The 11,125-nt window shown below is 73.4% G+C and carries 13 protein-coding genes and 1 pseudogene; 5 read left to right on the top strand and 9 right to left on the bottom strand.

What is annotated here, in order from left to right:
- Positions 1-41 precede the first annotated feature (41 nt).
- Positions 42-602, top strand: coding sequence for a hypothetical protein (locus MHW47_RS11175; RefSeq protein ID WP_239222524.1), 561 nt, complete (start codon positions 42-44; stop codon positions 600-602).
- 30 nt (positions 603-632) lie between these two features.
- Here the strand turns inward: MHW47_RS11175 and MHW47_RS11180 are convergent.
- Positions 633-1,413 (bottom strand): annotated as a pseudogene (locus tag MHW47_RS11180) (GDSL-type esterase/lipase family protein).
- On the opposite strand from MHW47_RS11180, the gene MHW47_RS11185 reads away from it, so the two are divergent.
- A complete protein-coding gene (locus MHW47_RS11185) occupies positions 1,412-2,413 on the top strand; it encodes a WD40 repeat domain-containing protein (protein WP_239222526.1) in 1,002 nt (333 codons plus the stop codon). The pseudogene MHW47_RS11180 and the gene MHW47_RS11185 sit on opposite strands and share 2 nt — an antisense overlap.
- 135 nt (positions 2,414-2,548) lie before the next feature.
- On the opposite strand, the gene MHW47_RS11190 is transcribed toward MHW47_RS11185, so the two are convergent.
- Positions 2,549-3,211 (bottom strand): response regulator transcription factor, encoded by a 663-nt coding sequence (locus MHW47_RS11190; protein ID WP_239222528.1) that lies wholly within the window; start codon positions 3,209-3,211, stop codon positions 2,549-2,551.
- A gap of 31 nt (positions 3,212-3,242) precedes the next feature.
- Positions 3,243-4,463, bottom strand: coding sequence for a sensor histidine kinase (locus MHW47_RS11195; protein ID WP_239222531.1), 1,221 nt, complete (start codon positions 4,461-4,463; stop codon positions 3,243-3,245).
- 109 nt (positions 4,464-4,572) lie between these two features.
- Between MHW47_RS11195 and MHW47_RS11200 the strand changes: the two genes are divergently transcribed.
- The gene (locus MHW47_RS11200) at positions 4,573-5,517 is read left to right on the top strand and encodes an ATP-binding cassette domain-containing protein (protein ID WP_239222533.1); all 945 of its coding nucleotides are present in this window, start codon (positions 4,573-4,575) and stop codon (positions 5,515-5,517) included.
- Between the two features lie 2 nt (positions 5,518-5,519).
- A complete protein-coding gene (locus MHW47_RS11205) occupies positions 5,520-6,254 on the top strand; it encodes an ABC transporter permease (protein WP_239222535.1) in 735 nt (244 codons plus the stop codon).
- A 180-nt stretch (positions 6,255-6,434) separates the two neighbouring features.
- On the opposite strand, the gene MHW47_RS11210 is transcribed toward MHW47_RS11205, so the two are convergent.
- Complete coding sequence (locus MHW47_RS11210) at positions 6,435-6,836, bottom strand: PPOX class F420-dependent oxidoreductase (protein ID WP_239222537.1); 402 nt, start codon at positions 6,834-6,836, stop codon at positions 6,435-6,437.
- A gap of 81 nt (positions 6,837-6,917) precedes the next feature.
- On the opposite strand from MHW47_RS11210, the gene MHW47_RS11215 reads away from it, so the two are divergent.
- The gene (locus tag MHW47_RS11215) at positions 6,918-7,424 is read left to right on the top strand and encodes a GNAT family N-acetyltransferase (protein WP_239222538.1); all 507 of its coding nucleotides are present in this window, start codon (positions 6,918-6,920) and stop codon (positions 7,422-7,424) included.
- Between the two features lie 3 nt (positions 7,425-7,427).
- Here MHW47_RS11215 and MHW47_RS11220 read toward each other — a convergent pair whose 3' ends face one another.
- From MHW47_RS11220 to MHW47_RS11240, 5 genes are all read right to left on the bottom strand, one after another.
- Positions 7,428-8,054: a Uma2 family endonuclease gene (locus tag MHW47_RS11220; protein ID WP_239222540.1), complete on the bottom strand. Its 627-nt coding sequence runs from the start codon at positions 8,052-8,054 to the stop codon at positions 7,428-7,430.
- A gap of 150 nt (positions 8,055-8,204) precedes the next feature.
- Entirely contained in the window at positions 8,205-9,323 is a 1,119-nt protein-coding gene (gene serC / locus MHW47_RS11225) for a phosphoserine transaminase (RefSeq protein WP_239222541.1), read from the bottom strand.
- A gap of 145 nt (positions 9,324-9,468) precedes the next feature.
- Entirely contained in the window at positions 9,469-10,182 is a 714-nt protein-coding gene (locus tag MHW47_RS11230; protein ID WP_239222542.1) for an ATP/GTP-binding protein, read from the bottom strand.
- Positions 10,163-10,528, bottom strand: coding sequence for a DUF742 domain-containing protein (locus tag MHW47_RS11235; protein ID WP_239222543.1), 366 nt, complete (start codon positions 10,526-10,528; stop codon positions 10,163-10,165). Before MHW47_RS11235 ends, MHW47_RS11230 begins: the two co-directional genes overlap by 20 nt.
- Positions 10,525-10,959 (bottom strand): roadblock/LC7 domain-containing protein, encoded by a 435-nt coding sequence (locus MHW47_RS11240; RefSeq protein WP_239222544.1) that lies wholly within the window; start codon positions 10,957-10,959, stop codon positions 10,525-10,527. The genes MHW47_RS11235 and MHW47_RS11240 overlap by 4 nt, the downstream gene beginning before the upstream one ends.
- Positions 10,960-11,125 lie beyond the last annotated feature (166 nt).

The raw sequence follows: 11,125 nt of genomic DNA on the forward strand, positions 1-11,125 counted from the left end.
GGGTCCACCGGGCGGGGGCAGTGCTGGCCGGAGTTGCGGCGGTGGCGGTCCTGTCGGCGTTCTTCGGCGGCACCCGTATCGCGGTGCCCGACTTCGGCAACTCGGATCACTCCACGGGCATCCCTTTCCGCCGAGAACTTCCGCTGCTGTCCGCTGTTTTCCTCACAGCGGCACTCGGGGGCGACATGGCGACGCATGAGGAGTCCGGCACGTCCAGAGCGCACGGTGTCCGTACCGGATACCTAGCCGGCCTGACCGTGATCGCGTGCGGGGTCTCCTTCGTCGTTGAGGCGGTGGCGGTGGCGGTGGGGTCCGGGGGAGGAGCCGTGTACCTGCGTTCCGTTCTGATCTGGTTCGGGCTCGCCCTCGTGTCGGTGCGGATCTTCGGAAGCCAGCTCGGCTGGGTCGTCCCGCTGGCTTCGGTCTTCCCTCTGATCTGGTGGGGACCGGCATGGTGGGACTGGACCACCACCCGTTCTGTCGATCCGTTCAGCTGGGGGCTGGCGGCGCTGGCTGTTTCCCTGGGCATGATGGCCACCGCGATCACTCCGTGGCGACTCCGACGGATGAAGAACCGTTGGCTTCCCGGACGTGACCGCTGACGCTCTCTCGCCCCGCGTCCACAGACGAACTCAGCGGCTCCCCGCCACCGCCGGTTCCAGGGGCGACGGTTCCGTTTCGTACCGGGTGCCCAGCCTCCACGCCTCGTGCACCGCGTTGGCGAAGGACGCGGCCAGGTGGTGTTCGCCCGTGGCGTTGGGGTGGGTGCCGTCGTACGTGGCGGTGTGGATGTCGTACGCCGGGGGGTGGGGGAGCAGGAGGAGCGGGGAGTCGGGGGTGGTGAGGGCGGCCACCGTGTCCGCGAGGAGCGCGTTGAAGCGGGCGCACTCCGCCGCGAACGGGGCGTCCGACTCGGCGCGTATGTTCGGGATGACGGGGAGCAGGACGCACCGGATGCGCGGGTTCGCCGTGCGGGCGGCGGTCAGGAAGGCGCGGGCGTTCTCCGCGGTCTGGGCGCTGTCCGTGTAGAAGCCGAGGTCTATCAGGCCCAGCGACACCAGCAGCACGTCCGGCCGGTGCGCGGTCACCGCGTCCGCGATCAGCGGGGCCATGTGCAGCCAGCCCTCGCCCCAGCCCGCGAGGTGGCGGCGGGCGGCGGGCGGGAAGTCGTCGGCGGCGTACGCGGACGAGGTCGCCGCGCCCGTCTCCGCCTCGTACAGCTCCGTACGCGGGCCGACCAGTTCGTGCGGGCCGTCCGGCGCGGCCGTCAGGTGCTGCCACATGCGGTAGCGCCACGTGAAGTCGCCGGCGCGCCCGATGGTCATGGAATCGCCGACACACATGAAACGCATGGCGCCCATCATGGCCGATCCGGGCTACGCGCCGGTACGTGACGGTGGACACTTGGGTCATGCGTTCGTACCGACTGGCCCCCTCCCTCGGCGCCGCCGTCCTCCTCGCCCTCGCCGCGACCCCCGCGCTCGCCGCCGACGACGACGGGGCCGACCGGAGCTTCACGATCGAGGACCCCCGGATCACCGAGTCCAGCGGCCTCGCCGCGAGCCGCGCCCACCCGGGCATCTACTGGACGCACAACGACAGCGACGACGGCCCCTACGTCTTCGCCGTCGACTCGCGGACCGGGAAGACGGTCGCCAGGATCACCATGAAGGGCGTCGGCTCCCCGCGCGACGTCGAGGCGATCTCCCTCGGCCCGGACGGCAACCTGTACGTCGGCGACATCGGCGACAACCTGAACGGCAGCTGGGACCACGTCTGGATCTACCGCTTCCCCGAGCCGAAGGTGCTCAAGGACGCGACGGTCCGGGCCACCCAGTTCGACGTGAAGTACGCCGACGGCCCCCGCAACGCGGAGGCGCTGATGGTCCACCCCAAGACCGGCCGCGTCTACATCGCCTCCAAGAACGAGGACGGCGGCGGCCTCTACGAAGGGCCCGCGAAGCTCACCGCGGGCGCCGACAACGTGTTCCGGCGGGTGGGGGAGGTGCCCTGGGTGACCGACGGGGCGTTCTCGCCCGACGGAAAGGAACTGGTCCTGCGCTCCTACTTCAGCGCCCGTGGCTACGCCTTCGCCGACGGCCGCCTCGGCAAGGACTACCCCGTCGAGTCGCCGCTGCTGCCGCAGTCCGAGTCGGTGACGTTCACGGCGGACGGCTCCGCCCTGATGTACGGCTCCGAGGGCGAGCGGAGCGACGTTGTACGGGTGGACGTGGAGCGGAAGGGGGACGGCGGCGGGAGCGGCGCCGGGCACCGGGGCGACGGGAAGGGGACGGGCGGCGCGGAGGACGGCGGGGACGGCGTACCGGTGAAGGGCACGACGCTGACGGGCGTGGCCGTGCTGGCGGGCATCGGGCTGCTGTTCGCCCTGGGGCGGCGGCGCCGCAAGGGCTGAGGGGCGCCACCGGGCCCGCCCCGAAGAGCCGCCGGGCCCGCCCCGAAGAGCCGCCGGGCCCGCTCCGAGGAGCCACCCCGGGCCCGCCCCGTACAGCCGTCGGGCCCCCGCAGTGCCCCCGGGCCCACCCCACCGCTACTCCGGGGCCACGAAGCCCGATTCGTACGCGGCGATGACCGCCTGCGTGCGGTCCCGCGCGCCCAGCTTCGCCAGTACGGCGCTGACGTGCGACTTCACCGTCTCCGTCCCCACCACCAGGCGTGCCGCGATCTCCGCGTTCGACAGGCCGCGGGCCATCAGCCGCAGGACCTCCCGTTCGCGCTCGGTCAGCGCCGCCCGCTCCATGGCCGACCGGGCGTCGGCGTTGCCGCGGTCCCGGCCGTACGAGGAGGCCAGCTGCCGCACCGCCGCCGGGAACAGCAGGGAGTCGCCCTCGGCCACCAGCCGTACGGCGTGCACGATCTCCGCCGGGCGGGCCCGCTTGAGCAGGAAGCCGGCGGCCCCCGCGCGCAGCGCCCCGTACACGTACTCGTCGTTCTCGAAGGTCGTCACTACGACGATCCTCGGCGGGTCCGCGACGGTCCGCAGCACCGCCCGCGTCGCCTCGATGCCGTCCATCAGCGGCATGCGCACGTCCATCACGACGACGTCGGGGCGCAGTTGCCGCACCAGGGGGATCACGGCGGCCCCGTCCGCGGCCTCGCCCACCACCTCGATGTCCGGCTGCGCCGCCAGCACGGCACGCAGTCCGGCCCGCACGAGGGGCTCGTCGTCGACCAGGAGAACGGACAGGGGCATCCGGCCAGCCTAGAACAGCGGACAGGGCCGCCTACAGCGGAAGTTCGACCGCGAGCAGCCAGTCGCCGCCGTCCCGGCCGGCCCGCGCCTCGCCGCCGAGGAGCGTCGCGCGCTCCCGGACACCGCGCAGCCCCCGGCCACCGCCACCGCCCGGCCCGGCCGCCGGGGCCGTAGCGGGCAGCGGGTTGCGGACCTCCAGGCGCAGCCGCGCCGACTCCACCGCGATCCGGACACGTATTCGGACCGGGCCCGCGTGCCGCAGCGCGTTGGTCAGGGCCTCCTGGAGCATCCGGTACGCCTCCCGGGAGACCGGCCCCGGCACCCGGTCCAGCGCCCCGGTCACCTCGGCGTCGATCCGCGCGCCCGAGGACCGCGCGGAGTCCAGCAGCCGGGCCGCTTCGTCCAGCGCCGGACGGGCGGCGGCCGGCCGGCCGCTCTCGCGGAGCACGAGCAGGACGCGGTCCAGGTCCTCCAGCGCGGCCCGGCCCGTCTCCTCGATGGCCTCCAGGGCCCGGTCGGTGAACTCGGGGTCGCCCGCCGTCCGCGCGGCACCGGCCTGCACGACGGCCAGGGTCAGCGCGTGGCCCAGGGTGTCGTGCAGCTCGCGGGCGATCTGGTTGCGTTCCAGCAGGTCGTCGGTGCGCTTCTCCAGCGCGGCCAGCCGCTCCTTGACCGAGGGCCCCAGCAGGCGGCGGGCGGCCCGGGTCATCAGGGCGCCCGCCCCGGCGGCGATCAGGACCAGCACCAGCACGGGCACCGGCACCAGCAGCGCGTACGCCCAGCCCGTGCCGGTCGAGCAGGGGAACGGGAAGACGCGGCCCGGCTCCCCGGCGGCCGCCCCGGCGAACGCCAGCGCGAGCGCCAGCAGCGTGTTGGTGACCAGGGTGAGGGCGAGCCCCGCCTCCATCCGCAGGACCAGCCAGACGCCCGTCCGCGCCCGGTCGCTCCACGAGGCGGCCGGGGCGGTCGAGATGCCGGGGTCCTCGTCGCTCCCGGCGCGGGCGTGCGGCCCGGGGAACAGCATCAACCGCGCCTGCAGCCCCTCCGCCCGGCGGATCGAGGGCACCAGGGCGGCGGCCAGGACCAGCGGGAGCGGCAGGACCGCGATCAGCAGCCAGTCGTACGGCGACGGATCGCTCAGCCCGGGGAAGACCGCCCCGCAGACGAGCGGCACGATCACGCCCACCAGCAGATGCAGCCAGCGAGTGTAGGTCACCGCACGTGTCAGCGGCTGGAGGAGGAGGCCCGGCATGCCGCCATCGTGGCAGAGCGGCCGGGGGCGCCGTCCTCCCCCGCGCGGGGGAGGCGCCCTCCCCGGGCGGGGGATGCCCGCGAGGGCCCGCCCCGGCCACGCTGGGCCCATGACCAGCATCGACGTCAAGGAACTCACCAAGGAGTACGGCACCACCCGGGCCCTCGACCGGCTGACGTGCGGCATCGAGCCGGGCCGGGTCACCGGCTTCCTCGGGCCCAACGGCGCCGGCAAGTCCACCACCATGCGGCTCGTCCTCGGCCTGGACCGCCCCACCTCCGGCACCGCCACGGTCGGGGGCCGGCCCTACGCGGCGCTCCGCGAGCCCCTGCGCACGGTCGGCGCCCTGCTCGACGCGCAGGCCGTCCACGGGGCCCGCCGGGCCCGGGACCACCTCCGGTTCCTGGCGGTCGCCAACCGCCTCCCGGCGCGGCGCGTGGACGAGGTTCTCCAGGAGACCGGTCTCACCGCCGTTGCGCACCGCCGAGTCAGGACGTTCTCGCTCGGCATGCGCCAGCGGCTCGGCATCGCCGCCGCGCTCCTCGGTGACCCGGCCGTGCTGATGCTGGACGAGCCGGCCAACGGCCTCGACCCGGAAGGCATCGTCTGGATGCGCCACCTGCTGCGCCGTCTCGCGGACGAGGGCCGGACGGTCCTGGTCTCCAGCCACCTGATGAACGAGACCGCCACCTTCGCCGACCACCTCGTCGTCCTCGGCCGGGGCCGGCTCCTCGCCGACCTCCCGGCGCGGGAGTTCATCGACCGGCACAGCCCGCCGCGCGTACGGGTGCGCACCAGCGATCCCCGCCGGCTGCGGACGGCGCTGCTCGCCCGGGGGCACACGCTCACGGAGGACACCGACGGCCGGTGGGCGGTGGACGGGGCCACCGCCGAAGAGGTCGGGGCCGTCGCGGCGCGCGAGGGCGTGCCCGTGTCCGAACTCGCCGACGAGCGCGCCTCGCTGGAGCAGGCGTACCTCGCGCTCACGTCCGCCGACGCGGAGTTCGCCGCCGCGTCACCCGTATCCGCTCCGGCCGCACCCGAGGGGGCCTGACCATGTCCGTCACCGCGACGCTCCACTCCGAATGGATCAAGATTCGTTCCGTGCGGGCGAGTTACGGATCGCTCCTCGCGGTCTTCGCCGCCACGCTCGCCATCACCCTGCTCGTCTTCGCCACCGTGGGCCGGGCGGAGGCGGACGGCACCGACGACCCCGTCCTCGGCGCCTTCTACGCTCTCAACTTCGCGCAGATCGCGGCCGTCGCCTTCGGGGCCACCGCCGTCTCCTCCGAGTACGCGGGCGGCGCCCTGCGGATCTCCCTGGCGGCGGTGCCGCGCCGGGGTCTGTTCTACGCCGCCAAGACGGCGGTCGTGGGGGCGTCCGCGCTCGGCGTGGGACTCGTCACCGTGTTCGCGACGTTCTTCACCGGCCAGGCGTTCCTGGGGGAGGACGCGATCGGCCTCGGCGAGCCGGGTGCCCTGCGGGCCTGCGTCGGCGGCGGGATCTACCTCGCGCTGATGGCCCTGTTCGCGGCGGGGCTCACGTTCCTGCTGCGCAGCGCCGTCGCGGTGCTCGGCCTGCTCGTCCCGTTCATCCTGATCGTGTCCTTCGTGGTCGGCGACCTCGCGCAGGGCGCCGCCGCCTGGCTGCCGGACCGGGCCGGACAGCAGATCCTGCACCAGGACCCGGCGGGGGCTCCCGGCCCGTGGACCGGGCTCGCCGTGACCGCGCTGTGGGCGGCGGCGGCCCTGGCCGCGGGCTGGTGGGCGGTGCGCCGCCGCGACGCCTGAGGCCCTAGGGCGTGTTTTGAAAGTCCCGCCTGCCGGGCGACGTCCGGCACGCACGCTCGCGGCGTTGCCGAAAAGCCCTGGTAGCTCCGCTACAAGGGCTTCCCGGCGCCTTGCGATCGCACGCACCGGACGCCGTCCGGCCCGCCCTCCGGGCGGACGGCGCTCCTTTCAAAACACGCCCTAGGGTCCGTTCTCGATGGGCCGGATCTCGTAGTGCAGGGTCCGGTCCCGCTTCAGGCGGTGGGCCAGGGGGACGAGGACGCCCTGCGTCGCCGGGTACTTGCGGGAGAGCATCCGGGACGCGTGGATGTCCTCCTTCGACCCGGCCGGGAGGAGGCGGGCGTGCGCCTCGATCCGGGGGCCCGTGGGGCGGCCCCGGACCGTGCAGGGGGCGAGGCGCACCACCGGGTGGTTGCGCATGCGTTCCACCTTCCACGCCGAGGAGAACGTCCGGATGTACGCGTGGTCGCCCTCGACCGCGATGTGCACGGGGGTGTCGGCGAGCGTCCCGTCCTGCCGCCGCGTGCTCAGCAGGACGGTGTACTGCTTCACGAAGGGCTTGAGCTGCGGGATCGTGTCCATGGTTCCATGGTCCGCCGGTACGGACCCGCACTCATCCCGGCGACCGGCGCCGGACGGCGTTTCGCGTAAGGTCTCCCTCCCATGACGACCGACCCGGGCCCCGAGCCCTTCGCCACGCCCCGCCTGGACGCGCTGCCCCTGCGCGTGGCGCACGCCGACGAGATGGCCGCCGTACTGGCCGACCCCGCGCTGCACACCTTCACCGGCGGCGCCCCGGACACCCCGGAGGCGCTGCGGGCCCGCTACGCCCGGCAGACGGCGGGCTCCCCGGACCCGGACGAGACGTGGTGGAACTGGGTGCTCCGCGAGCGCGGCGAGGGCCCTCTGATCGGCTACGTCCAGGCCACCGTGCACGGCGCCCGCGCCGAGATCGCCTGGGTCGTCGGTACCCCGTGGCAGGGCTGCGGCTACGCCCGCGAGGCCGCCCGCGCCCTGGTCACCCACTTGTACGGCACCGGCGTGCGGACGGCGGTCGCCCACATCCACCCCGAGCACGCGGCGTCCGCCGCCGTGGCCGCCGCGGCGGGCCTGCGCCGGACCGGGGAGTGGGAGGACGGCGAGGAGCGGTGGGAGTCGGCCCTGGGGTGAGCCTCAGTCCCCGGCCGTACGGGACGGCGGCCGGCCCGCCTTGACCAGCTCGGCGACATCGAGGCTCACCTCGGCGCCGATGGAGGCGGGGAGCGGCGCCTGCTGGCCGGGCGCGTACACCTCGTGCCGGTCGTACGAGCCGTCGCAGGGCTCGGTCAGGACGTGGACGCGTCCGTGCTTCCGGTCGAGGATCACGTACACCGGGATCTTCGCCTCGGCGTACGCGGCGACCTTGTGCCGCAGGTCGCTGGCGTAGTTGCTGGAGGTGACTTCCAGGACGAGGCGGAAGACGGCCGGGTCGTAGCTGTTGTACTCGATCAGATGCTCATCGAAATCCGCGTCGACCAGGGCGAGGTCGGGGATGGCGTAGTCCTCCGGGCCGCCCGGCAGCCACAGGCCGATGCCCTGGAGGACTTCCGTCTCCCCACCGTCGAGTCCGGCTGCGATGAAAGGACGAGCGAGCCTGGCCAGAGCGCGGGCGTGCGGGCCGTCCGGGGGTGGAGCCACGGTGATGACGCCTCCGATGATCTCGACGCGATAGCCGGGATGCTGCTCGGCGAGCCGGTCGGCCGTGACGAGCAGGGGCTCCGGTCCATCGTCACAGGGGTGCTCGACTGCTGCTGCAGACATTGCGTGCCTCCTGGAATGGCTGGTGTCGAGACCATCATCGTAGGGCGAATCGACCCCGGACCGTGTTTCTGGCATATGCCACTCGGCCGAGTGAAGCAGAAACGGCCCCGCACGCCGTGAGGTGTGCGGGGCCGTTTCTGCGCGTACGCGTTACAGCTTCTCGATCACGTAGTCGATGCAGGCCGTGAGGGCCTGGACGTCCGACGGGTCGATGGCCGGGAACATCGCGATGCGGAGCTGGTTGCGGCCCAGCTTGCGGTAGGGCTCGGTGTCCACGATGCCGTTGGCGCGCAGGACCTTGGCGACCGCGGCGGCGTCGATCTCGTCCGCGAAGTCGATCGTGCCGATGACCTGGGAGCGCTTGGCCGGGTCCGTGACGAACGGGGTGGCGTACTTGGACTCCTCGGCCCAGCCGTACAGGTGGCCCGAGGAGGCGGCCGTGCGGCCGGTCGTGAAGGCCAGGCCGCCCTGGCTGTTCATCCACGTCAGCTGCTCGTTCAGCAGGAAGAGCGTGGCGAGCGCCGGGGTGTTGTACGTCTGGTTCTTGAGCGAGTTGTCGATCGCCGTGGGCAGCGAGAAGAACTCGGGGATGTGCCGGCCGGAGGCGTGGACGCGGGCCGCGCGCTCCAGGGCGGCCGGCGAGAAGACGCCGATCCAGAGGCCGCCGTCCGAGGCGAAGGACTTCTGCGGGGCGAAGTAGTAGACGTCCGTCTCGGCGATGTCGACGGGCAGGCCGCCGGCGCCGGAGGTGGCGTCCACCAGGACGAGGGCGCCCTCGTCGGCGCCCGCGACGCGCTTGACCGGGGCCGCGACACCGGTCGAGGTCTCGTTGTGCGTGAAGGCGTAGACGTCCACGCCCGCCTCGGCCTGCGGCTCCGGGTGGGTGCCCGGCTCGGAGGCGATGACGGTCGGCTCGGCCAGCCACGGGGCGAGCTTGGCGGCCTTGGCGAACTTCGAGGAGAACTCACCGAAGTTCAGGTGCTGGGACTTCGACTCGATCAGACCGTGCGTCGCGATGTCCCAGAACGCGGTGGAGCCGCCGTTGCCGAGGATCACCTCGTAGCCCTCGGGGAGGGAGAAGAGGTCGCGCACGCCGTCGCGCACCGATCCGACCAGGTTCTTCACCGGGGCCTGGCGGTGGGACGTACCGAGCAGGGACGTGCCGGTGGCGGCCAGCGCGTCGAGCGCCTCGGTCCGCACCTTGGAGGGACCGGCGCCGAAGCGCCCGTCTGCGGGCTTGATGTCAGCGGGAATCTGGATGTCGGCCACGAGTCGGAGCGTAGTCCTTCGGTGCGGTCGTTACGCACCCTGTCCGTCCGATGAGACAGGAATTCCGACTCGTGACCGTCGGAGGAACGTACGTGCGGCTCCCGGTGTCAGGGCGAACCGGCCGCCGCCGCGCCGGGGCGCCGGGTCACGGCGTGGGCTCCGGGGCCAGCGCGGCGGCCTCCCTGACGGCCTCCCCGGATTCCCCGGTGTCCCCGGATTCCCCGGCGCCCTCGGCGTCCTCGGCCTCCCCGGCTTCCCCGGTGGCGATCCCCGCGCTCCGCGCCGACAGCCGGTGCAGGTACTCCACCAGCGTGATCAGGACGTACTTGCTGGACGACCGGTCGCGGGCGTCGCACTCCACCAGGGGCACGTCCGGGGATATGTCGAGCGCCTCCCGGATCTGCTGCTCGGTGTGGAGCGGGCCGCCGAAGTCGTTGCAGGCGACGATGAACGGCGTGCCGTGGTGCTCCAGCCGGTCGATGGCGTACCAGGAGTCGGCGAGGCGCCGGGTGTCCACGAGTACGACGGCGCCCAGGGTGCCGGAGAACAGCCGGTCCCACAGGAACCAGAAGCGCTCCTGGCCGGGGGCGCCGAACAGGTAGAGCACCGAGCGTTCGTCGAGGCTGATCCGGCCGAAGTCGAAGGCGACGGTGGTCGACGTCTTGGACCGTACGGCGTCGGTGTGGTCCACCGCCTCGCCCGCACGGGTCATCGTCTCCTCCGTGTTGAGCGGACGGATCTCGCTCACGGATCGGACCATGGTGGTCTTGCCGACCCCGAAGCCGCCGACCACGACTATCTTCAGTCCGTTGTCGGCCGTCGCCTGCAGGGCGGCACGGTCAGAGGTTGCGGAGTCCAACGAGCACCTGTTCCAGGATGTCGGGGGCGGGAAGCCGGTCCGATACGCGTGCGGTACGCGGATGGCGGGCGCTGATCCGGCCGGTGTCGAGCAGGTCGCAGAGCAGGATGCGCACGATGCTGACGGGCAGGTCGAGGTCGGCGGCGATCTCGACCACGGCGGTGGGCCGTGCGCACATCCGCAGGATCGCCACGTGCTCCGACTGCATGCCGGGGGTCGGCTCGCACTCGGAGACCACGAGCGTGACCAGGTCGAAGGCGGCGGAGTCGGACCGGGTGCGGCCACCGGTGAGGGTGTAGAGCCGGTCCGGTCCGTCGTCCCTGCCGGGGCGCAGGCGCGGGGTCATCCGGCGGTGCCCCGGCCGGCCGCCGCGTCGGCGGGTTCGCGGGGCGGGGCGACCAGGTGCTCGCCGAGCTGTTCGACCAGCTCGCTCATGTTGTGGCCGACCAGGCCCACGTCGGCGGTCTCGGCGGCGACGACGGCGAGGTGGGCGCCCGCGCCCGCCTCCACGATGAACAGGATGCCGCCGTAGAACTCGGCCATGGCGGAGCGGACGCCGCCGCTGCCGTTGCCGAACTCGACGGAGGCGCCGTGGGACAGGCTCTGGATGCCGGCCGAGATCGCGGCCAGCTGGTCCGCCTGGTCGACGGACAGCTCGGGGGTGCGGCACAGCTTGAGGCCGTCCCTGGACAGCACGAGGGCGTGCCGGGCGCCGGGGGTCCGTTCCAGGAGCCCCTCCAGCAGCCAGTTGAGCTTCTCGTCGGTGGTCGCGGTCATCGGGAGTTGCCTTCCGGGTGTGGGGAGTCGGGCCGTACGGCGTTGCGGAAGCTGCTGAAGCGGGCCGCGCGCGCCTTCGGGTCCGGGGCGGGGGTGGCGGCCTCGTCGGCCGCTCCGGTCTCCCGCGCGGAGCCGGCGGCCCGTGCCCTGGCCTCGGCCGCGGCCA

The sequence above is a fragment of the Streptomyces sp. OfavH-34-F genome (assembly GCF_022347745.1).
In the GTDB taxonomy this organism is placed as follows: Bacteria; Actinomycetota; Actinomycetes; order Streptomycetales; family Streptomycetaceae; genus Streptomyces.